The sequence below is a fragment of the Mesorhizobium sp. P2_E7 genome, from assembly GCF_056403855.1.
The window spans coordinates 340,892-361,205 of sequence record NZ_JBFUER010000005.1 but is presented as its reverse complement, the minus strand read 5'-3'; the positions used below and the strand labels follow the sequence as shown (position 1 = coordinate 361,205).

The following is a 20,314-nucleotide window of genomic DNA, read 5'->3' as shown; positions in this document are numbered from 1 at the left end:
CCCCTCGTGGGGGAGATGTCCGGCAGGACAGAGGGGGGCGCGAAGGAATGCCTTCCGAGACAACTACCTGGAGCGCGCCATGAACATCCTCGAACGCTATCACGCCATGGAATACGGTCCGGCGCCGGAAGCCCGCAATGAGGCCGATGCATGGCTCGCGGTGCGCGATTTCGGCAAGGCGCTGTTCATCGACGGTGCCTGGAAGGCGGCTGCGAGCGGCAAGACTTTTGACACCAGCGAGCCGTCCTCCGGCAAGCTGCTGGCCAAGATCTCCGATGCCGGCGCCGCCGATATTGACGCGGCCGTTGCCGCAGCCACCAAGGCCTTGCCGAAATGGTCGGCTTCTTCCGGCTACCAGCGCGCTAAAGTGCTCTACGCCATCGGCCGCGCCATGCAGCGTCATCAGCGCCTGTTCGCGGTGCTTGAGACAATCGACAACGGCAAGCCGATCCGCGAAAGCCGCGACATCGACGTGCCGCTGGCCATCCGCCACTTCATTCACCACGCCGGCTGGGCGCAAGCTCTGGACAAGGATTTCCCCGGCCACAAGGGCGTCGGCGTCGTCGGCCAGATCATTCCTTGGAATTTTCCGCTCTTGATGCTGGCGTGGAAGATCGCGCCGGCGCTTGCCGCCGGCTGCACGGTGGTGCTGAAGCCGGCCGAATTCACCCCGCTCACCGCCATTCTGTTTGCTGAAATTTGCGAGCGCGCCGGCGTGCCGAAAGGCGTCGTCAATATCGTCCAGGGCGGACCGGAAGCCGGCGTCGCCATCGTCAACCATCCCGGCATCCAGAAGATCGCCTTCACCGGCTCCTCCGAAGTCGGCAAGATGATTCGCAAAGCCACGGCCGGCTCCGGGAAAAAAATATCACTGGAGCTTGGCGGCAAATCGGCCTTCATCGTCTTCGAGGACGCCGATCTCGACAGCGCGGTCGAAGGTCTGGTCGACGGCATCTGGTTCAACCAGGGCCAGGTCTGCTGCGCCGGGTCGCGACTTCTGGTGCAGGAAGGCATTGCCGAAGCTTTGATCGCCAAGGTCAAGGTCAGGATGAGCCGGCTGCGCGTCGGCAGCCCGCTCGACAAGAACACCGACATCGGCCCGCTGGTCGACGCCACGCAGCTCGACCGCGTCAAAGGCCTGGTCGCCGAGGGCGCCAACCAGGGCGCCGTCTGCTGGCAGCCGGATGCCGCGCTGCCGTCTTCCGGCTACTACCATCTGCCGACGCTCGCGACCGGTGTTGCGCCGGCTAATATATTGGCGCAGGAAGAGGTGTTCGGCCCGGTTCTGGCCACCATGACCTTCCGCAACACCGAGGAAGCGATCGAGCTTGCCAACAACACGCGTTATGGGCTCGCCGCCTCGGTGTGGAGCGAAAACATCAACCTCGCTCTGCATGTCGCGCCGCAGCTGAAGGCCGGCGTCGTCTGGGTCAACGGCACCAACATGTTCGACGCCGCTTGTGGCTTCGGAGGCTACCGTGAAAGCGGTTTTGGTCGCGAAGGCGGCCGCGAGGGCATGTTCGAATATCTCTCCGTCAAACTGCCGCTTGGTCCGGTGATCAACCCGGCGACATCTTCGGCGCAGCCGGTCGAGCAGGCGGATGGCGGCGCCATCGACCGCACGGCAAAGCTGTTCATCGGCGGCAAGCAGGTCCGGCCGGACGGCAATTATTCGCTCAGCGTTGCCACCGCCAAGGGCAAGCTTGCCGGCGAAGTCGGCCTCGGCAGCCGCAAGGATATCCGTGACGCCGTTGCCGCCGCCCGCGCCTGCAAGGCCTGGCCGGAGGCGACCGCCTACAACCGTTCCCAGGTGCTTTACTACCTGGCCGAAAATCTGTCCGGTCGTGCCGGCGAGTTCGCCGCGCGCCTGACCGAACTCACCGGCGCCAATGCCAAGGCCGCCCGGGAAGAAGTGGAACAGGCCATCGAGCGGCTGTTCCTCTATGCCGGCCTTGCCGACAAGTTCGAGGGCAGGGTGCATCAGCCGCCGGCCCGCGCCGTCACGCTCGCTCTGCACGAGCCGGTCGGCGTCCTCGGCATCGTCGCACCCGACAGCGCGCCGCTGCTCGGCCTGATCTCGCTGGTGGCGCCGGCGCTGGCCATGGGCAACACCGTGGTCGCCGTGCCGTCCGAGCGCTATCCGTTGCTTGCCACCGATCTCTACCAGGTGATCGAATATTCCGACGTTCCGGCCGGGGCCATCAACATCGTCACCGGCCGCACGGCCGAGCTGGCCGGCGTTCTGGCCAAGCATGACGATGTCGACGGGCTCTGGCTGTTCGCCGATGCCGAGACCTGCGCCAAGGCGGAGGCCGATTCCATCGGCAACCTCAAGCGCGTCTGGACCGGCAATGGCCGCAGCCTTGACTGGACGTCCGACGAAACCGCCGGCGACGCCTTGCTGCGTCGTGCCGTCGAGGTCAAGAACGTCTGGGTGCCTTACGGCGACTAGGCTGTGAACTCGTAGCCTCGGTATCCTCCAGAGTGAGAGGGATAGGTGAAGAGCTATTTTCTTGAGGGGCTTGGCGACGTGTCGCTTGTTCGAAGCGAGCTGTCGAAGCTGCTTCCGGATCGGATCGACCCGTGGTTGCTGAATGCAGGCGACCAAGACCCAGTCGCCTACTTCAGTGTCGCAGCCAGCTGCGATGGATCCTCCTGTATCCAGGCGGATATGAGCGGCCGCCACTTTCATCAGGACGAGATGGTTGTGCGAGTGCTGAGGCAATTGCAGGGTCAGCTAGGCGGCGTCATCCGGGACGACAATGACGACGAACTGTAAGGACCCAAATAGCCGCGGGCTGTTTTGCACCACACTGCCGCGAAGGTGATCACGTTCGGGCTTGACGCCCGGACGCATGTTCTTTAACCAGAAAAAACATATATTATTCGTTAACTGATGGATCGTGCAGGCCGCATAGTCGCGCCTGTCTGGCACAGGACGCCTTGGTCGGCCGTCAGTAAATCGGGCTGAACCCTGGGAAAGCGGCACAAGGGCCGAGGAGAAAAGCATGGCGGATCTGGCAGGCAAGGTCGTTGTCGTCACGGCGGCGGCGCAAGGCATCGGCAAGGCGAGCGCGCTGGCCTTCGCCAAGGCAGGCGCCGTCGTCCATGCCACCGACATCAACGAGGCGATGCTGGCCGAACTCGCCAAGTCATCCGGCATCAAGACCCGCAAGCTCGATGTGCTCAATGATGATGCCGTGACATCGGGCTTTGCCGAAATCGGCCGCGTCGACGTGCTGTTCAACTGCGCCGGCTTCGTCCATTCCGGCTCGATCCTCGAGATGAAGGATGCCGATCTCGATTTCGCCTTCAACCTCAACGTCCGCGCCATGATCCGTACCATTCGCGCTGTGCTGCCCGGCATGCTGGAGCGCGGCGACGGCTCGATCATCAACATGTCCTCCGTCGCCGGCGCCGGCAAGGGCGTGCCCAACCGCTTCGCCTATGGCGTCACCAAGGCGGCCGTGATCGGCCTGACCAAGGCGATCGCCGCCGACTATGTCGCCAAGGGCATTCGCTGCAACGCCATCTGCCCCGGCACCGTCGAAAGCCCGTCGCTGCAGGATCGCATGCACGCGCAGGGCGATTATGAGGCCGCCCGCGCCGCCTTCATCGCCCGTCAGCCAATGGGCCGTCTCGGCACGCCCGAGGAAATCGCCGACCTGGCCGTCTATCTCGCCGGCGCCACCTACACGTCGGGGCAGGCCTACAATATCGACGGTGGCTGGTCGATCTGAGCAATTCTCGATCCGACGATCCGGGATAGAGCAGTCCTAAAGTCCGGCTTGCCCTAGGTCGGATCCGATAGCCAGAGTCCGCCCCGATCCCTCGTCGCTTTGGCTGAGTGAGTTTGAAAACGGCCTTGGGCCGCAATTTGGAGAGCAAGATGAAACTGCTGCGCTATGGCGAGACAGGGAACGAACGCCCCGGTCTGCTCGATGCGGATGGAACGATCCGCGATCTTTCAGGTCATGTCTCCGACATTGCCGGCAAGGCGCTCGATCCGGCGTCGCTCGAGACGTTGTCGAAGCTCGATCCGAAGTCGCTGCCGGCGGTGTCCGGCAAGCCGCGGCTCGGCGCCTGCGTTGCCGGCACGGGTAAATTCATCTGCATCGGGCTGAACTATTCCGACCACGCCGCCGAAACCGGCGCCACCGTGCCGCCGGAGCCGATCATCTTCATGAAGGCCAGCTCGGCCATTGTCGGCCCGGACGACGACGTGCTGATCCCGCGCGGCTCGGAAAAGACCGACTGGGAGGTCGAGCTCGCCGTGATCATCGGCAAAACGGCGAAATATGTCAGCGAGGCCGAGGCGCTGGATTATGTCGCCGGCTATGCCGTTGCCCATGACGTGTCCGAGCGCGCTTTCCAGGCCGAGCGCCAGGGCCAGTGGACCAAGGGCAAGAGCTGCGACACGTTCGGCCCGACCGGCCCGTGGCTGGTCACCAAGGACGAGGTGCCGGATCCGCAGAACCTGAAGATGTGGCTGACCGTCAACGGCAAGACCATGCAGAACGGCTCGACCAAGACCATGGTCTACGGCGTCGCCTATCTCGTCTCCTATCTCAGCCAGTTCATGTCGCTGCACCCCGGCGACATCATCTCCACCGGCACGCCCCCCGGCGTTGGCCTCGGCATGAAGCCGCCGGTGTTCCTGAAGGCCGGCGATGTGGTGGAACTCGGCATCGAAGGGCTCGGCCAGCAGAAGCAGACCTTCAAGGCGGATATCTAGCCGCCTCTTTTCCTAAATCTGCTTGCCCGACGGCTACGGCTTGACCGAGCCGGCGGGCGAGGGGCCACCCATTCCACCGGGCGCTCCAGGGCCACCCGGTGGCCCGGCGGGTGTGCCGACACCACCCGTCCCGCCAGGCCCACCGACGCCATCCTGTGGCCCGGTGGCTGCGTTGGCCGGGACATCACCGCTGGCGCGTTGAGCGGGTACGCCGGGTTGGTCCGGCGACTGGCCGCTTCCGGCCTGCCGAGATGCCGAGACAACATGCCCCTCCCTGTCGAAGCGGACGTCGACGAATGCCCGGACAAGACCTGCCGGTTTCGGTTCGTCAGTCCGGTCGTCCAGAGCAACGCCCAGGCCTGATTTGAGCCGTCGCCCCTGACGTTGCAGGAAGGTCTCGTAAAGGACGCCGCCGACGCGGCTGTGGGGGATCGGCGTTTCCGCCGCCAGATGCAGCACCTTGTATCCGTCCGGTGCCTTGGCCAGGGTCACTTCGACGCGCCGGTTTGCAAATTTCGACGATTGCGATCCGACCTTGAGCCGCCCGACCAGCAGCGCGCCTGACTTTGCGATCGCCAGGCCGCGCACCAGATACTGCGTTTCGTCAGGCCTGGCCTCAATCAGGCTGGCGACGATCTTCCCGTCGGGCCGGCGGATGCCGAAGACGGCGACGACATCGCCGGGCCTGATCCTGGACCGCCTGGGGAGGTGAGCAATGTCGACCTGTTGTCCCAGGATCGACAAGGAGCCGGCAGTCACGCGATCAACAGGTCCGACCACCTCGCTGGTCACGTGGATCGCGCGGGTGACCGTGCGACCGCCCACCACCATCACCGCGACCCGCACGACATGCCCTATCTTCAGCCTGCTTGCCGTGACGCGGGTGCCGTCGATCCATACCGGCACGTCAGGGGAATAGCCGACGCGAACGTCGTTGACGAAAATACTGCCGAAACGCTGGATGGTTCCAACGATCCCGGTGCCGCCAATACCCTGATCGCTGTCGGTCCCCGCCGTCCAACCGGTGCCGCCGATGCCCTGGTCCTTCGAAGCTTCCCCCGCGCCGGCAGCCATGCCGCGCAACAGCGCCGGCAAGGCGGCTCCCAACATGAGAAGGCCGCGCCTTGTCAGGCTCCGGCTCATGCGGCGTCTCCGTCGTCATCCTTGCGCTGCGGCGCGTCTTCGGCAACCAGCGACGTCCCATCCGCGGTGAGGATATAGACGCCGCAATTCCACCGGCTGTTGCCGCCGGCATCGGTCTGGACAGCCTGGTTTGCATGCTTGTTCAGGTGCAGCAGCATGTCGATCGCGAGTTTGCGGCTGTAGGCCTCCAGCGATCCGGCCAGCTCTTCGGACAGCCCATCATAATGGACGGCGCGCTCGAGGAACGGCGGATTGTCGGCGAGGACGTTTTCGACAGCCGCAGCGGCGTGATCGCCGAGATTGCGGGCAAAATAATAGAGCCGGACCTCGCCGTCCTCGCGCGGCACCATTGCACTTTCCAGGAGGACGATACGGTCCTTCTCATCGATCTCGACGAGTTTGCGGTCGAGCCAGTCGTCGAGGACGGCCCTTGGCCGCAAGTCGCGCGTCACCGACTCCACCAGGCCGGCAAAGGAAGCCTCTCCGGCCTCGCTCGCGCGCGGCAAAGGCAACGGCACCCCTTTGGCATCGACAAAGGCCGGATCGGCAAGCCAGCGCGCGACGATGGCGCTGGTCCTCGACACGGACTCGGGCACCACTCGAACAGGCGCGCCCGCTCCTCTTAGCCGGCTGACTTCCTTTCGGTGAACGCCTGTCAGCAGGCTGACCCTGCTGTCCGTCTGCTGCTTGTCGGGCAGTGCGAATTCATGCTCGGCGACATTGACGTAGAGCTGGCGCAGCAGATCGACGAAGGTCGGAAACGTCACCCCGCAGCGGATCGCCAGCCGCACCAACGGACGAAGCAGCCGGTTCAACGCACCCTGGACCCCGGCGCCATCCAGATTTTGCCCCCCTGATCTGTCCATCGCCCTGTCCTTCACTAGCTGATCACGAAATCGACCGTCCCTCCCTCAAAAGACGCTCGCCGAACCTACCGCGTGGGAAATGTCTCCACAAGGGCGACCCGAGTCCGGCGTCTCAGTTGACACGTGTGAATTTTTCCCACATGTTCGATTTCATCGTGGAATCATGGCAAGGGGCGCTCTGCAACCACGGCACAGGAGAGGTTTTTGAAGAAGACTTATGTAAAGCCTGTTCTAGGCAGGCTTGGCGGCAAACCACAAAGAACCTCTGCCGATTCCATTCCTGAAAAAATCCCCCATACGAACCTTGCTGTTGCCGGAGAGATTGTTGCCATGGTGCAAACGACTGAACTCGACCCGATTGTGTCCGTTACCGCCGGCGTTGTGTCGGCCTATATTGCCAACAACTCTCTCCCTGCCGCCGACCTGCCTGGTTTCATTGGCCAGGTTTACAGCTCGCTCAAGCATCTCGCGGATGGGTCGCCCGCCCCCCGGGCCAGCGAACTCAAGGCCGCTGTTCCGGTCAAGAAATCCATCACGCCCGATTTCATCTTCTGCCTTGAGGACGGTAAGCCGTTCAAATCGTTGAAGCGGCATCTCAGCGTGCACTATGGCCTGACGCCGGATCAATATCGAACGAAGTGGAGCCTGCCTCCCGAGTACCCGATGACGGCGCCGAACTATTCCTCAAAGCGCTCGACGCTGGCCAAGTCCATGGGTCTCGGCCAGAAGCCGAGATAGATCGGCAAGATAGATCGCGCTGCGGGGCTCGTCAGCGCCAGCCGAGAGCCGGCGCGACGTGCTTCAGGATCGCCTCGATGACGTGGGCATTGTACTCCACGCCGAGCTGGTTTGGGACGGTCAGAAGCAGCGTGTCGGCCTCGGCGATCGCTTCGTCCTCTTTCAGCTGCTTGACCAGCACATCCGGCTCGGCGGCGTAGGTGCGACCGAAAACGGCGCGCTTCTCGGGTTCGATGTAACCAAAGTGGTCCTCGCTGTCATTGCCGCCGAAATAGGCGCGGTCACGGTCATCGACCAGCGCGAAGATGCTGCGGCTGACCGACACGCGCGGCTCGCGCGCATGACCGGCTTCCTTCCACGCAGCGCGGAAGGCGCGGATCTGTTCGGCCTGCTGGATGTGAAGCGGCTGGCCGCTCTCGTCGAACTTCAGCGTCGAGCTTTGCAGGTTCATGCCGAGCTTGGCCGCCCATTCGGCGGTGGCGTTGGTGGCGGCGCCCCACCAGATCCGGTCGCGCAGGCCGGCCGAGAACGGTTCGAGGCGCAGCATTCCCGGCGGATTGGGAAACATCGGCCGCGGATTGGGCTGCGCAAAGCCTTCGCCGCGCAGCACGTTCAGGAAAACCTCGGCATGGTTGCGCGCCATGTCGGCGTCGCTCTGGCCTTCCTGCGGCACGTAGCCGAAGTAGCGCCAGCCGTCGATCACCTGCTCTGGCGAGCCGCGGCTGATGCCGAGCTGCAGCCGGCCGCCGGCGATCAGGTCGGCAGCACCCGCATCCTCGGCCATATACAGCGGATTCTCATAGCGCATGTCGATGACGGCGGTGCCGATCTCGATGCGGCTGGTGCGGGCGCCGACCGCGGCCAGTAGCGGATAGGGCGAAGCAAGCTGGCGGGCAAAATGATGCACGCGGAAATAGGCGCCGTCAGCACCCAGTTCTTCGGCGGCGACCGCCAGGTCGATCGACTGCAAAAGCGCATCCGACGCCGAGCGGGTCTGCGATTGCGACGAGGGCGACCAATGGCCGAAGGAAAGAAAGCCGATCTTTTTCATGCGCGCATCCTGTTCTTTGCAGGTCCCTACTTCGTCGCCCGTGCGATTGGGTTCAATCGTATCTGACGCAACGCAGTGTCAATGGCGCCGACCCTTGACGGTTTCGCGACGATACCCATCAAAGCAATCAGGATTGTTTGTTTGGCGGAGCCCGCGGACATCGAACCGGATCTGCCGCGTTCGCTTTTGGGCCAAATGAACCAAGGAAAGGCGATGTGCCGCAAACTCCATTCGCTTGACGGGCTGGTTTTGAAATCTTCTCGCTCATTTAATTCTACAAAATCGGTAGCCTTAATGCACATACCATTGTGCAAGGAGCCGCAAGAATGTCGAGAAAGCTGGTGGTGGGGTTGTCTGGCAACCTGACCCGTCCGTCCAAGACCAAGGCTTTTGTCAGCCACATCGCCGGTGAAGTGGCGAGCCGTGCCGGCGCTGCTTTGGGCGTTTTCGACATCGAGGATCTCGGCCCGTCCTTTCCGCTCGCAAAGAAACTTGACGACCTCGACCCGGCGGCCCGCGCCATTGTCGACCAGCTGTTGGCCGCCGACGTGCTGGTGGTTGGTTCACCGACCTTCAAGGGCAGCTATACCGGGCTGTTCAAGCATTTCTTTGACCTGCTCGACCCGTCATCGCTGCGCGGCAAGCCGGTCATCCTCGCGGCGACCGGTGGCGGCGAGCGCCATTCGCTTGTCGTCGAACATCAGTTGCGGCCGCTGTTCGGTTTCTTCGAGGCGCAGACCTTGCCGACCGCGATCTACGCCTCGGACAAGGATTTCGCCAATGGCGTGCTGGTCTCCGAAGCCGTCCAGGCGCGAGCCCGGCAGGCCGTGGCCGAGGCATGCCGCGTGGCCGGCGTGCCCTACAGCGTCGTCCGTGCCGCCTGAAGATCAGCAACGCAACATTCCTTCCCGCATAGACCAGAAGGACGCCTGCAATGACCCGAGCCAGCAAGTCCGATAGCAAGCCGCGGCAGATCAAGCTCGGCGCCTTCCTGCCCGGCGGCGGACAACACATCGCCGCCTGGCGCCATCCCGATGCGCCGGCCGACGGCGCCACCAATTTCGAATTCCACAAGCAGCTGGCCCTGACCGCCGAGCGCGGCCTGTTCGACGCCTACTTCCTGGCTGACAATCTGACCGTCGGTCTCGGCGCCCGCGAAGGCGGCAATGCCAAGATCGCCGGCTTCGAGCCGGTGACGCTGTTTGCGGCGCTGGCGCCATTGACGACGCATCTCGGCTTCATCGCCACGGCCTCCACTACCTATGAGGAGCCCTATACGCTGGCGCGCAAATTCGCGTCACTCGACCTGTTGTCGAACGGCCGCGCCGGCTGGAACGTGGTGACCTCGGCCGGCGACGAGACCGCACGCAATTTCAACCGCGATGTCCAGCCCAACCACGCCGAGCGCTATGCGCGGGCGCATGAGCATGTCGAAACGGTCAAGGCGCTGTGGGACAGCTGGGAGGATGACGCCTTCATCCGCGACAAGCAGTCGGGCCGGTTCTACGACAAGGACAGACTGCACGACATCGACCACAAGGGCGAGCATTTCAGCGTCAAGGGTCCGCTCAACGTGCCGCGCCCGGTGCAGGGACATCCGGTTGTCGTACAAGCCGGGCAGTCGGAAGATGGCCGCGGACTTGCCGCGCACTCGGCCGAGGTCATCTTCACCGCCCATCAGAAGCTCGAGACGGCGCAGGAATTCTACCGCGACATCAAGGCTCGCGTGGCGCAAGTCGGCCGCGATCCCGACCAGGTGCTGATCATGCCGGGCGTCGCGCCCTTCGTCGGCCGCACCGAGGAAGAAGCCCGTGCCAAATACCAACAGCTCAACGACCTCATCCTGCCCGAAGATGGCGTCGCTTTGCTCAACGGACTCGCCGGCCAGACGCTCGACATCCGGGGTTATCCGCTCGACGGCCCGCTGCCGCCGAGCAAGGAAACTGAAGGCATGAAGAGCCGCCAGGCGCTGATCCGGCAGATCGCCGACGAGCACAACTTCACCATCCGCCAGCTCTACCAATGGGTGGCGACGGCGCGCGGCCACTACACCATCGTCGGCAGCGTCACGCAGGTCGCCGACCAGCTGGAGGAATGGTTCACCAACGAGGCTGCCGACGGCTTCAACATCTTGCCGCCCTGGCTGCCCGGCGCGCTCGACGATTTCGTCGACCTGGTCATTCCCGAACTGCAGCGGCGCGGCCTGTTCCGCACCGCCTATGAGGGCCGCACGCTGCGCGAGAATCTCGGCCTCAGGCGCCCGGAAAATCCATGGACCGTCGCCCGCTCGACCGTCCTTGCCGCCGAATGATCCTCCTAGCTGAAGGGATGACGCGATGACATTGCAGCACATCGATCAGCCGATCACAATCCGCGCCAGTCGCAGCGAAAGCGGGCTCGGCGACGACTTTCTGCGCCTCGGCGGCAGGGCGGCTGTCCGCTTCCTGTCGCGCTACGGCGTGCTTGTCGGTTTCCTGGCGCTCTGGCAGGTGGCGAGCAGCGTCGGATGGGTCAACGCGGCGGTGCTGCCGCCGATCGATATGATCGTAGCTGCGCTCTGGAAGGGGCTTGCTGGCGGCAGCCTGCTCGGCGACATCGCCATCAGCCTGCAGCGCGCCGGCATTGCCTTTGCGGCGGCTGTCGCGGTCGCCATCCCGCTCGGCCTGTTCATGGGTCAGGTGCGACCGGTCGAAACAGCGCTCGATCCGATCCTGCAGGTGTTCCGGCAGACCTCGGCTTTGGCGCTCTACCCGGTGTTCATCCTGCTGCTCGGGCTGGGCGAAACCTCGAAGATCTTCGTCATCTTCTGGGCAACGCTGTTTCCGCTGCTGCTCAATACCACCAGCGGCGTCAAGGAAGTCGATCCCAAGCTGCTCGAGATGGCGCGCGTCTATGGCGCGAGCCGGCTCACCGTGTTTCGCCGCGTCGTGCTGCCAGGCGCCGTGCCGTCGATCTTCGTCGGCCTGAGGCTGAGCGCCACCACCGCGCTGCTGCTCCTGATCGCTTCCGAGATGATCGGCGCCAACAAGGGCATCGGCTTCCAGGTGATGAACGCGCAGTACAATTTCCAGATCCCGCTGATGTTTGCGGCAATCGTCATCCTCGCTGGCCTCGGCTTGATCGCCAACCAGGCGCTGGTTGCGCTCCAGCGGCGGCTCTGCCGTTGGAGCAATCCAGTCAATTAGCAGTCCGTCTATCACCCTCTACTCAGGCCAGCTCTTACTCAGGAAAGACCGGATCATGAAAATCACCCGCCGTTCCCTGCTTGCCGGCGCACCGCTTGCCGCCGGCCTCATCGCCGCCGGCTTGCCACGCCTCGCCTTTGCCGAAGCGGCACCGGTAAAATTTCGCTATCTCGCCAGCCGTGGCAGCATCTCGCCGCACGAGCTGGCCGCCGAGCTCGGCTACTACAAGGGGCTCGGCGTCGAGCTGGAGAATGTCGGCTATGCCTCCGGCGGGCCGGAATCGCTGTTTGCATTGTCCTCCGGCAGCGTCGACATCGGCTCGGCCGCCACCGCGGCGGTAATCAACTCGATCTCGGGCGGCAACGACTTCGTCGCCGCCTATCCGAGCAACGGCATCAACAAGGACGTCAAAAGCGTCTTCTACGTGCTCGAAGACAGCCCGATCAAATCGATCGCCGACATCGCCGGCAAGACCATCTCGGTCAACACGCTCGGCGCCCATCTCGACTATACGGTGCGCGAGGCCCTGCACAGCGTCGGCCTGCCGCCGGACGCCGCCAACCTCGTCGTCGTGCCCGGCCCGCAGCTGGAGCAGACCTTGCGCTCGCGCCAGGTCGATATAGCCGGGCTCGGCTACTGGCAGGCAACGTTCGCCGGCGCGCTGGTCGCCAATGGCGGCGTGCGCGGCGTGTTCGACGATACGCAAGTGCTCGGCGAACTCGCCGGCGGCTTCGTCGTGCTCAGGCGCGACTTCATTGCCGCCAATCCGGATGCGGCGCGCAACTTCGTCGAACAGTCGGCGCGCGCTTCTGACTGGTCGCGCCAGAACCCGGACGAAGCCCGCAAGGTGCTGGCCAATATCCTCAACAAGCGCGGCGAAAACGGCGATCTCGCCAAATACTGGACCGGCTTCGGACTTCGCGAAGGCGCGCAGGCGACCGACCGCGACATCGATTTCTGGGTCGCCGTGCTGGAGCGCGACGGCCGTCTGGCCAAGGGCAAGTTGAAAGCCGCCGACATCCTGTACCGGCCCGGCGAAACCAAGACGAACTGAGCCCTGAAATAGCTGAGAGATGAGATGACCGGTTCCAACCGTGGCGGAGAGGTCTCGATCCGCGACCTCTCCAAATCCTTCAGCCTCGGCGGGCGTCGGCTTGCCGTGCTGCGGACGCTCAACCTCGACATCCGTTCGGGGGAATGCCTGGTCATCGTCGGCGCCAGCGGCTCCGGCAAGACCACATTGCTGCGCATTCTTGCCGGACTGGAGGCTGCCGACAGCGGTGCCGTCGCGATCGACGGCCAGCCGGTGCATGGCGTCGGCGCCGAGCGCGCCGTGATCTTCCAGGAGCCGCGCCTGCTGCCGTGGCTCAGCGTGCTCGGCAATGTCGCCTTTGGCCTCGAAGTGCGCGGCGTGCCCAAGAAGCAAGCCGAGGAACGCGCACGCTTCTACGTCGCGCTGGTTGGCCTTGCCGAATTCGCCGATGCCTTTCCGAGCCAGCTTTCCGGCGGCATGGCGCAGCGCGTCGGCATCGCCCGGGCGCTTACCGTCCAGCCCGAGATTCTGCTGCTCGACGAGCCGCTGGGGGCGCTGGACGCCATGACCAAGATCGGCATGCAGGAGGAACTGGCGCGCATCTGGAGCGAGGAGAACGTCACCATGGTGATGGTCACCCACGATCTGGAAGAGGCGATCTATCTGGCCGACCGGGTGCTCATCCTGCCCAAGGAAAAAGGCGGGGCGGCGCGATTGATCGACATCGACCTGCCACGCCCGCGCGAGCGCAGCGAAACCCGCTTCGTGCGCTATCGCGAAGAACTGCTGCGCGAATTCGGATTGCACTGATCGAGGCCAGGGGCTCAACCAAGCCACGGCTGACCGCCAGAGCTTCGCCATTTCGGCTATTGCTTGGTGAACGTGCCCGTATAGGTGCGGTCGGCAAGCCCGTAGGTGACGGCCAGCGTTCCGTCCGCCTTCATGACCGCACTGACGTCCGCGCCATTGGGAAGGCGCCGCAGTTTCAACGTATTGCCGAAAATCTTGCCTTCGCCGTCGGCCACGCCCGGTTTGTTGTCGGCGACATCGCCCCAGGCGTAGGTGGCGGTGACATTGCCGCCGCGCGAAATCGTCAGCACGGCGAGCTTGCCGTCATACATCCCGTCCAGCTGTCCGCCCCATATGCCGGAAAATGCGACATATTTGGCCGGGATACCTTCGCCGGGGGGCATGACCCGTACTGACGGATCGAGGACGGCAGCACCGTCCGGAGCAGAGATCGCAGCAGGCGCCATGGGCTGAGGTGCGGGCGCCGGCGGCGGCGGGGATGATGGTTCAGGCGCCGACTGGCAGGCGACAAGCATGAATGCCGCGAAACCGAGCGTCGGAAAGAGACTGTTTGGTGGAGCCAATCGGAATCGAACCGACGACCTCTTGAATGCCATTCAAGCGCTCTCCCAACTGAGCTATGGCCCCACTCCGGCAGTCAGCCGGCGCCGTTGCCGGCGTAGAGGTCCGGAGCGATTCAACACCGCGCCGTTTAGTGCAGGCGGCTTCTAACCCCGCCTTCCCTGAATATCAAGCCTGCAAGAACCGCTTTTTCGTCACAGCTCAAGAAAGCCTGCGGGCGCTAGGCCCGCGGCCGATCAGACCTCGTCGTCGTCGTCGCCGACGCCGATCATGTCGGCGACGTCATCGTCTTCTTCTTCTTCGTCGGCAAGGAACGTGTCGTCCTCGTCGTCGCCGAGATCCACATCGTCTTCGTCGTCGCCCAGATCGGGAAGGTCGTCGCCGGCCTTGACGTCTTCGTCGGCCTCTTCAAGCGAGACGACTTCAACGCCTTCTTCTTCCTCGGCGTCTACTTCCTTCTCGGCCACTTCCTCTTCCTCTTCGATGGCGGCAATCTTGCCTTCCTCGAAATAGGAACGCGGATATGTCTTGCCGGTATAGGGCGAGACGATCGGGTCCTTGTTCAGGTCGTAGAATTTTCGACCCGTCTCAGGGTCGACACGCTTTGTGCCAAGTTCATTTTTTGCCACGGCAAGCCTCGTCAATAAAAGAGTGGTCCCCATAACCACAGTTTACCGCGCTGTCAAAGCGAAAAGCCGGCGTCACAAAACCAAGTACTGAAAGGCCTCGCGCCAAGTGACGGCCATGGGGATGACCATTTCCCCCCGCCGTGATACGAGACCGCCGCAACAAATGAAAAGCGCCGGTGCGCCGGCATTCCGTCCAGGGAAATTCCATGTCTCACGCCGCCGCTGCCAAGCCGGCCACCGCCCGCAAATCCTCAGCCCTTTCCGGCACCGCCCGCGTGCCGGGCGACAAGTCGATTTCACACCGTTCCATGATGTTCGGCGGCCTCGCCTCCGGCGAAACCCGTGTCACCGGCCTGCTCGAAGGCGAGGACGTGATGCGCACGGCTGCGGCCATGAAGGCGATGGGCGCGCATATCAAGAAGCGCGGCGCCGAATGGGTGATCCGCGGCACCGGCAATGGCGCGCTGCTGCAGCCCGAAGGTCCGCTCGATTTCGGCAATGCCGGCACCGGTTCGCGCCTCACCATGGGTCTTGTCGGCACTTACGATATGGAAACGACCTTCATCGGCGACGCTTCGCTATCGGGACGGCCGATGGGCCGCGTGCTAGAACCCTTGCGCCAGATGGGCGTGCAGGTGCTGAAGGCAACGCCGGGTGACCGCATGCCGATTACGCTGCACGGGCCGAAGCACGCAGCCCCCATCACCTACCGCGTGCCGATGGCCTCGGCGCAGGTGAAGTCGGCCGTGCTGCTCGCCGGGCTGAACACGCCGGGCATCACCACGGTGATCGAACCGGTGATGACGCGCGACCATACCGAAAAGATGCTCAAGGGTTTTGGCGCCAATCTCTCGGTCGAGACCGACGAGCGCGGCGTGCGCCATATCTTCATCGAAGGCCAGGGCAAGCTGACGGGACAGATCATCGCCGTACCGGGCGACCCGTCCTCGGCCGGCTTCCCGCTGGTCGCGGCACTCATCGTGCCGGGTTCCGACATTGTCATCGAAAACGTGCTGATGAACCCGACCCGCACCGGCTTGCTTCTGACGTTGCAGGAAATGGGCGGCCAGATCGACATCCTGAACCCGCGCAATGCCGGCGGCGAGGACGTCGCCGACCTGCGCGTACGCTACTCCGAGCTCAAGGGCGTCACCGTGCCGCCCGAGCGGGCGCCGTCGATGATCGACGAGTATCCGGTGCTCGCCGTTGCTGCCAGCTTCGCTGAGGGCGAGACGCTGATGCAGGGACTGGAAGAGCTGCGGGTGAAGGAATCTGACCGGCTCGCGGCTGTCGCCAACGGGTTGAAGATAAATGGCGTCGACTGCACCGAGGGCGAGGCTTCGCTCGCGGTGCGCGGCAAGCCCGGCGGCAAGGGCCTGGGTGGCCATCCCAACGGCCAGGATACGACCGTACAGACCCATCTCGACCACCGCATCGCCATGAGCTTTCTGGTCATGGGGCTGGCGACGGAAAAGCCGGTGACCATCGATGACGCCGCGATGATCGCGACCAGCTTTCCGGAATTCATGGATTTGATGACGGGGCTGGGCGCGGAGATCGCTTGATGGAGCGGGACTTGTTAGCTGTCGCGACTTACCTCGGATTTGCGCTGGTCCCGTATTTGATTGAACGCATCGCCTTCAAGAAGAGATTCGGTATCTTTGCGATCCTTTTTTGGCTGTTTTCTCTGCAGTTCCTTGTCACGTTCGCTTCCGTTCATGCCGGCGAGTTCCTGGAAAGAAACGGCTGGAGCATCCTTGCAGGATTCTCGCGTGCAATCGGCGCCATGGCTTTTGTAACAATTGGCGTCATACCTTTTATCTTGTTGCCACTGTCGATTTTGATCGCTCTGGTCGTGCTGGGGCTCCGTCAATTCAGGCAAGTCAGATGACCCCGACCTTCACCATCGCCATCGACGGACCCGCCGGCGCCGGCAAGGGCACACTGGCCCGCCGTCTTGCCGATCACTACCGCCTCAACCTGCTCGACACCGGCCTCACCTACCGCGCGGTTGCCCATGCGCTGATCCGGCATGCGCTTCCCCTCGACAATGTCTCGGCGGCCGAAACCGCCGCCCGCCAGGTCGATCTGGCGAAGCTTGACCGCGCGGTGCTCTCGGCGCATGCGGTCGGCGAGGCGGCTTCGAAGGTCGCGGTTTACCCGACCGTGCGGCGCATCCTGGTCGAAAAGCAGCGCGACTTCGCCAAGACGCCGCCGGGTGCGGTGCTCGACGGCCGCGACATCGGCACCGTCGTGTGCCCCGATGCCGACATAAAACTCTATGTGACGGCGAGTGCGCAGGTGCGGGCACAACGTCGGCTGGCGGAGATCGAAAGCATCGGCGGCACCGCCAATTTCACCGAAATCCTCGCCGATATCGTGCGCCGCGACGAGCGCGACATGGGCCGCGCCGACTCGCCGCTGAAGCCGGCCGCCGACGCGCACTTGCTTGATACCTCCGAAATGGCTATAGAGGCCGCGTTTCTGGCGGCCAAAGCGATCATCGACGACGCCCTGGCCAAGAGAGATAAAGCCTGATTGAAGGTTTTCCTCGAGTTTCCGTTGCCGGAAGCGAAGAAAATACCCATATCGGGCACGAACCAGCCTGCCAGCATTCTTCATGCGCCGGAATTGCCGCTTAGGCGGCCCAGGGCTTTTGTAGCCCGGAACGCCGGCAGGCCAACGCAACGCTAACCCACGGCGCCCGTCCCGCTTCAGATGCGGGGCACTCCAGGAGAAAATATGTCAGCTGCAAATCCCACTCGCGACGATTTCGCGAGCCTGCTCGAAGAATCATTTACCACCGGTCACTCCGGCGAAGGTCAGGTCGTCAAGGGCACGATCCTGGCGATCGAAAAAGACATGGCCATCATCGATGTCGGCCTGAAAGTCGAAGGCCGCGTGCCGCTGAAGGAATTCGGCGTCAAGGGCAAGGACTCGACGCTCAAGGTCGGCGACACCGTCGAGGTCATGGTCGAGCGCATCGAAAACGCGCTTGGCGAAGCCGTCCTGTCGCGCGACAAGGCCCGCCGCGAAGAGAGCTGGGTCAAGCTCGAAGAGAAGTTCACCAAGGGTGAGCGCGTCGAAGGCGTCATCTTCAACCAGGTCAAGGGCGGCTTCACCGTCGACCTCGACGGCGCCGTGGCCTTCCTGCCGCGCAGCCAGGTCGATATCCGCCCGATCCGCGATGTCTCCCCGCTGATGCACAACCCGCAGCCCTTCGAGATCCTCAAGATGGATCGCCGCCGCGGCAACATCGTGGTGTCGCGCCGCACCGTGCTCGAGGAAAGCCGCGCCGAACAGCGTTCGGAAATCGTGCAGAACCTCGAAGAAGGCCAGGTTGTCGAAGGCGTCGTCAAGAACATCACCGATTACGGTGCGTTCGTCGACCTCGGCGGCATCGACGGCCTGCTGCATGTCACCGACATGGCATGGCGCCGCGTCAACCATCCGACCGAAATCCTCAACATCGGTCAGACGGTCAAGGTGCAGATCATCCGCATCAACCAGGAAACCCACCGTATCTCGCTCGGCATGAAGCAGCTCGAGTCGGATCCGTGGTCCGAGATCGGCACCAAGTTCCCGATCGGCAAGAAGATCAAGGGTACCGTCACCAACATCACCGACTACGGCGCGTTCGTCGAGCTGGAGCCGGGCATCGAAGGCCTCATCCACGTTTCGGAAATGTCGTGGACCAAGAAGAACGTGCACCCCGGCAAGATCCTGTCGACGACGCAGGAAGTCGACGTGGTGGTGCTCGAAGTCGATCCGGCCAAGCGCCGCATCTCGCTCGGCCTCAAGCAGACGCTTGAGAATCCGTGGCAGGCTTTTGCCTCGAGCCATCCGGTCGGCAGCCAGGTCGAAGGCGAGGTCAAGAACAAGACCGAGTTCGGCCTGTTCATCGGCCTCGAAGGCGACGTGGACGGCATGGTGCACCTTTCCGACCTCGACTGGACCCGTCCGGGCGAGCAGGTCATCGAAGAGTACAATCGCGGCGACATGGTCAAGGCGCAGGTGCTCGACGTCGACATTGACAAGGAGCGCATCTCGCTCGGCATCAAGCAGCTGGCCAAGGATACGGTCGGCGAAGCGGCGACTTCAGGCGAACTGCGCAAGAACGCGGTCGTCACCTGCGAAGTCATCGGCGTCAAGGATGGCGGTCTGGAAGTGCGGCTGGTCGACAGCGGCATCGAGACCTTCATCAAGCGCTCCGACTTGAGCCGTGACCGCGACGAGCAGCGCCCCGAGCGCTTCACCGTCGGCCAGAAGGTTGACGCCCGCGTCATCGCCTTCGACAAGAAGACCCGCAAGCTGCAGGTCTCGATCAAGGCGCTGGAAATCGCCGAAGAGAAGGAAGCAGTCGCACAGTACGGCTCGACCGACTCCGGCGCTTCGCTGGGCGACATCCTCGGCGCCGCGCTGAAGAAGCAGGGCAGCTAAGTCGCTTCGCGCGTAAGGTGCTGCCGCGCCTCGCGCGCGGCCTGAACAAGAAAACCCGCGGGCTGCAAGGCTCGCGGGTTTTTTCATGCTCGGTGAGAGCTGGGTGGCACAAGACAAATACGGTGCAACCCCTTCACCTCCGCACTTGCGGCTGTAGGGTCGGGCGCAGTCATCATGGCCGATGACATGGCAAGTCACGCCCTTCGGGCAACGGAGAAGCAGTACGCATGAAGGTCGTCGAACTCTATCGCTATCCGGTCAAGAGCCTGCGCGGCCATGCCGTGCCTAGCGCCGACATCGAGACCATGGGCATGGCCGGGGACCGTCGCTGGATGGTCGTCGACAAGGACGGGCAGTTCCTCACCATTCGCCAGATACCGGCAATGACGACGATCGACGTCGAGCATCGCGGCACCGGCATCCTGTTGAAGCATGACAGGCATGGCTCGCACGCCGTAGAGGCTCCCGGCCCAGGCGCCGCACTCCGTCAGGTCAAGATCTGGAAGGATGTGGTTGTTGTGCGGTCGGGCGATCCTGCCGCTGGCGCCTATCTCTCGGCGATTCTTGGCCGGCCCGTCGATCTCGTTTATTTCGACGATCCGCAAAACCGCCCGGTCGATCCTGAATTCGGCCAGCCCGGCGACTATGTCGGCTTTGCCGACGGTTATCCGTTGCTGATCGCCACGACGGGCTCGCTGGACCATCTGAACAGCCATCTTGCCAGGCCCATCGAGATGGCGCGTTTTCGGCCGAACATCGTCCTCGAGGCCGAAGGCGCATGGCCTGAAGACAACTGGAAGACGATCCGCATCGGCGCTGTCGAGTTGCGCATCGCAAAGCCCTGCTCGCGCTGTGTCATCACCACCCGCGATCCGCACAGCGGCGAGCAGCCGGACCCGCGCGAGCCGTTGCAGACGCTTGGCAAACTCCACCGCTCCGCCAAGGGCGGCATCATCTTCGGCCAGAACGCGATTCCGAACAACGCCGGCACGATCTCGATCGGTGACGTAGTCGAGGTCGTGGAGGCGGGCGTCTCGAACCTGACATAGTCGCGGGGTTCTTCTATGCCGTGGCAGCGTCGGCGGCCGCCATACTCGCCAGGTCGGCAAAGGCCGCTGGTGGA

The 20,314-nt window shown here is 63.7% G+C and carries 20 protein-coding genes and 1 tRNA gene; 15 read left to right on the top strand and 6 right to left on the bottom strand.

What is annotated here, in order from left to right; genetic code table 11:
• The first annotated feature begins 79 nt into the window (after positions 1-79).
• The 4 genes from AC1DYC_RS24645 to AC1DYC_RS24630 all read left to right on the top strand — a co-directional run bounded on the left by AC1DYC_RS24645 (position 80) and on the right by AC1DYC_RS24630 (position 4,735).
• On the top strand, positions 80-2,452 hold the full coding sequence (locus AC1DYC_RS24645) for an aldehyde dehydrogenase family protein (protein ID WP_477410384.1): 2,373 nt from the start codon (positions 80-82) through the stop codon (positions 2,450-2,452).
• 45 nt (positions 2,453-2,497) lie between these two features.
• On the top strand, positions 2,498-2,779 hold the full coding sequence (locus tag AC1DYC_RS24640) for a hypothetical protein (protein ID WP_477410383.1): 282 nt from the start codon (positions 2,498-2,500) through the stop codon (positions 2,777-2,779).
• A 229-nt stretch (positions 2,780-3,008) separates the two neighbouring features.
• Positions 3,009-3,740: an SDR family oxidoreductase gene (locus AC1DYC_RS24635; protein WP_477410382.1), complete on the top strand. Its 732-nt coding sequence runs from the start codon at positions 3,009-3,011 to the stop codon at positions 3,738-3,740.
• Positions 3,741-3,889: 149 nt separating this feature from the next.
• The gene (locus tag AC1DYC_RS24630) at positions 3,890-4,735 is read left to right on the top strand and encodes a fumarylacetoacetate hydrolase family protein (protein WP_477410381.1); all 846 of its coding nucleotides are present in this window, start codon (positions 3,890-3,892) and stop codon (positions 4,733-4,735) included.
• Between the two features lie 33 nt (positions 4,736-4,768).
• Here AC1DYC_RS24630 and AC1DYC_RS24625 read toward each other — a convergent pair whose 3' ends face one another.
• Together AC1DYC_RS24625 and AC1DYC_RS24620 are read right to left on the bottom strand one after the other, a co-directional pair.
• The gene (locus tag AC1DYC_RS24625; protein ID WP_477410380.1) at positions 4,769-5,878 is read right to left on the bottom strand and encodes a DUF5666 domain-containing protein; all 1,110 of its coding nucleotides are present in this window, start codon (positions 5,876-5,878) and stop codon (positions 4,769-4,771) included.
• Positions 5,875-6,744, bottom strand: a complete 870-nt coding sequence (locus AC1DYC_RS24620; RefSeq protein WP_477410379.1) for a DUF6502 family protein — start codon at positions 6,742-6,744, stop codon at positions 5,875-5,877. The genes AC1DYC_RS24625 and AC1DYC_RS24620 overlap by 4 nt, the downstream gene beginning before the upstream one ends.
• Before the next feature lie 330 nt (positions 6,745-7,074).
• Here AC1DYC_RS24620 and AC1DYC_RS24615 point away from each other — a divergent pair, with 330 nt between their 5' ends.
• Positions 7,075-7,482: a Ros/MucR family transcriptional regulator gene (locus AC1DYC_RS24615; RefSeq protein WP_477410548.1), complete on the top strand. Its 408-nt coding sequence runs from the start codon at positions 7,075-7,077 to the stop codon at positions 7,480-7,482.
• Between the two features lie 31 nt (positions 7,483-7,513).
• Here the strand turns inward: AC1DYC_RS24615 and AC1DYC_RS24610 are convergent, their stop codons facing one another.
• Positions 7,514-8,533, bottom strand: coding sequence for an LLM class flavin-dependent oxidoreductase (locus AC1DYC_RS24610; protein ID WP_477410378.1), 1,020 nt, complete (start codon positions 8,531-8,533; stop codon positions 7,514-7,516).
• A gap of 326 nt (positions 8,534-8,859) precedes the next feature.
• Here AC1DYC_RS24610 and msuE point away from each other — a divergent pair, with 326 nt between their 5' ends.
• Genes msuE through AC1DYC_RS24585 form a run of 5 tightly spaced genes read left to right on the top strand, consistent with a single transcriptional unit; the run spans position 8,860 to position 13,561 of the window.
• Positions 8,860-9,417 carry an FMN reductase gene (gene msuE, locus AC1DYC_RS24605; RefSeq protein ID WP_477410377.1) on the top strand — a complete coding sequence of 186 codons (558 nt, stop codon included), beginning with the start codon at positions 8,860-8,862 and terminating at the stop codon, positions 9,415-9,417.
• 50 nt (positions 9,418-9,467) lie between these two features.
• A complete protein-coding gene (locus tag AC1DYC_RS24600; protein WP_477410376.1) occupies positions 9,468-10,844 on the top strand; it encodes an LLM class flavin-dependent oxidoreductase in 1,377 nt (458 codons plus the stop codon).
• 25 nt (positions 10,845-10,869) lie between these two features.
• The gene (locus AC1DYC_RS24595) at positions 10,870-11,718 is read left to right on the top strand and encodes an ABC transporter permease (RefSeq protein WP_477410375.1); all 849 of its coding nucleotides are present in this window, start codon (positions 10,870-10,872) and stop codon (positions 11,716-11,718) included.
• Positions 11,719-11,773: 55 nt separating this feature from the next.
• Positions 11,774-12,772, top strand: a complete 999-nt coding sequence (locus tag AC1DYC_RS24590; protein WP_477410374.1) for an ABC transporter substrate-binding protein — start codon at positions 11,774-11,776, stop codon at positions 12,770-12,772.
• 24 nt (positions 12,773-12,796) lie between these two features.
• Complete coding sequence (locus tag AC1DYC_RS24585; RefSeq protein ID WP_477410373.1) at positions 12,797-13,561, top strand: ABC transporter ATP-binding protein; 765 nt, start codon at positions 12,797-12,799, stop codon at positions 13,559-13,561.
• A 56-nt stretch (positions 13,562-13,617) separates the two neighbouring features.
• On the opposite strand, the gene AC1DYC_RS24580 is transcribed toward AC1DYC_RS24585, so the two are convergent.
• From AC1DYC_RS24580 to AC1DYC_RS24570, 3 genes are all read right to left on the bottom strand, one after another.
• Complete coding sequence (locus tag AC1DYC_RS24580) at positions 13,618-14,007, bottom strand: hypothetical protein (RefSeq protein ID WP_477410372.1); 390 nt, start codon at positions 14,005-14,007, stop codon at positions 13,618-13,620.
• A 105-nt stretch (positions 14,008-14,112) separates the two neighbouring features.
• Positions 14,113-14,188: transfer RNA gene (locus AC1DYC_RS24575), tRNA-Ala, on the bottom strand.
• A gap of 170 nt (positions 14,189-14,358) precedes the next feature.
• Entirely contained in the window at positions 14,359-14,751 is a 393-nt protein-coding gene (locus tag AC1DYC_RS24570) for a TIGR02300 family protein (protein WP_181056631.1), read from the bottom strand.
• Positions 14,752-14,957: 206 nt separating this feature from the next.
• Between AC1DYC_RS24570 and aroA the strand changes: the two genes are divergently transcribed.
• The 5 genes from aroA to AC1DYC_RS24545 all read left to right on the top strand — a co-directional run bounded on the left by aroA (position 14,958) and on the right by AC1DYC_RS24545 (position 20,240).
• Positions 14,958-16,316: a 3-phosphoshikimate 1-carboxyvinyltransferase gene (aroA, locus tag AC1DYC_RS24565; protein WP_477410371.1), complete on the top strand. Its 1,359-nt coding sequence runs from the start codon at positions 14,958-14,960 to the stop codon at positions 16,314-16,316.
• Complete coding sequence (locus AC1DYC_RS24560) at positions 16,316-16,642, top strand: hypothetical protein (RefSeq protein WP_477410370.1); 327 nt, start codon at positions 16,316-16,318, stop codon at positions 16,640-16,642. Before aroA ends, AC1DYC_RS24560 begins: the two co-directional genes overlap by 1 nt.
• Positions 16,639-17,289, top strand: coding sequence for a (d)CMP kinase (cmk, locus tag AC1DYC_RS24555; RefSeq protein ID WP_477410369.1), 651 nt, complete (start codon positions 16,639-16,641; stop codon positions 17,287-17,289). The genes AC1DYC_RS24560 and cmk overlap by 4 nt, the downstream gene beginning before the upstream one ends.
• Positions 17,290-17,493: 204 nt before the next feature.
• Positions 17,494-19,191, top strand: a complete 1,698-nt coding sequence (gene rpsA / locus AC1DYC_RS24550; protein WP_112563700.1) for a 30S ribosomal protein S1 — start codon at positions 17,494-17,496, stop codon at positions 19,189-19,191.
• A gap of 227 nt (positions 19,192-19,418) precedes the next feature.
• Positions 19,419-20,240 carry an MOSC domain-containing protein gene (locus AC1DYC_RS24545; RefSeq protein WP_477410368.1) on the top strand — a complete coding sequence of 274 codons (822 nt, stop codon included), beginning with the start codon at positions 19,419-19,421 and terminating at the stop codon, positions 20,238-20,240.
• The last annotated feature ends 74 nt before the right edge of the window (positions 20,241-20,314 follow it).

Excerpts from the sequence above, each read along its gene's own strand:
- AC1DYC_RS24560 (WP_477410370.1), top strand. The coding sequence starts at position 16,316 with ATGGAGCGGGACTTGTTAGCTGTCGCGACTTACCTCGGATTTGCGCTG.
- AC1DYC_RS24630 (WP_477410381.1), top strand. The coding sequence starts at position 3,890 with ATGAAACTGCTGCGCTATGGCGAGACAGGGAACGAACGCCCCGGTCTG.
- AC1DYC_RS24635 (WP_477410382.1), top strand. The coding sequence starts at position 3,009 with ATGGCGGATCTGGCAGGCAAGGTCGTTGTCGTCACGGCGGCGGCGCAA.
- msuE (WP_477410377.1), top strand. The coding sequence starts at position 8,860 with ATGTCGAGAAAGCTGGTGGTGGGGTTGTCTGGCAACCTGACCCGTCCG.
- AC1DYC_RS24610 (WP_477410378.1), bottom strand. The coding sequence starts at position 8,533 with ATGAAAAAGATCGGCTTTCTTTCCTTCGGCCATTGGTCGCCCTCGTCG.
- AC1DYC_RS24620 (WP_477410379.1), bottom strand. The coding sequence starts at position 6,744 with ATGGACAGATCAGGGGGGCAAAATCTGGATGGCGCCGGGGTCCAGGGT.
- cmk (WP_477410369.1), top strand. The coding sequence starts at position 16,639 with ATGACCCCGACCTTCACCATCGCCATCGACGGACCCGCCGGCGCCGGC.
- AC1DYC_RS24545 (WP_477410368.1), top strand. The coding sequence starts at position 19,419 with ATGAAGGTCGTCGAACTCTATCGCTATCCGGTCAAGAGCCTGCGCGGC.
- AC1DYC_RS24585 (WP_477410373.1), top strand. The coding sequence starts at position 12,797 with ATGACCGGTTCCAACCGTGGCGGAGAGGTCTCGATCCGCGACCTCTCC.
- AC1DYC_RS24645 (WP_477410384.1), top strand. The coding sequence starts at position 80 with ATGAACATCCTCGAACGCTATCACGCCATGGAATACGGTCCGGCGCCG.
- AC1DYC_RS24580 (WP_477410372.1), bottom strand. The coding sequence starts at position 14,007 with ATGGCGCCTGCTGCGATCTCTGCTCCGGACGGTGCTGCCGTCCTCGAT.
- rpsA (WP_112563700.1), top strand. The coding sequence starts at position 17,494 with ATGTCAGCTGCAAATCCCACTCGCGACGATTTCGCGAGCCTGCTCGAA.
- AC1DYC_RS24590 (WP_477410374.1), top strand. The coding sequence starts at position 11,774 with ATGAAAATCACCCGCCGTTCCCTGCTTGCCGGCGCACCGCTTGCCGCC.
- AC1DYC_RS24600 (WP_477410376.1), top strand. The coding sequence starts at position 9,468 with ATGACCCGAGCCAGCAAGTCCGATAGCAAGCCGCGGCAGATCAAGCTC.
- AC1DYC_RS24625 (WP_477410380.1), bottom strand. The coding sequence starts at position 5,878 with ATGAGCCGGAGCCTGACAAGGCGCGGCCTTCTCATGTTGGGAGCCGCC.
- aroA (WP_477410371.1), top strand. The coding sequence starts at position 14,958 with ATGTCTCACGCCGCCGCTGCCAAGCCGGCCACCGCCCGCAAATCCTCA.
- AC1DYC_RS24615 (WP_477410548.1), top strand. The coding sequence starts at position 7,075 with ATGGTGCAAACGACTGAACTCGACCCGATTGTGTCCGTTACCGCCGGC.
- AC1DYC_RS24595 (WP_477410375.1), top strand. The coding sequence starts at position 10,870 with ATGACATTGCAGCACATCGATCAGCCGATCACAATCCGCGCCAGTCGC.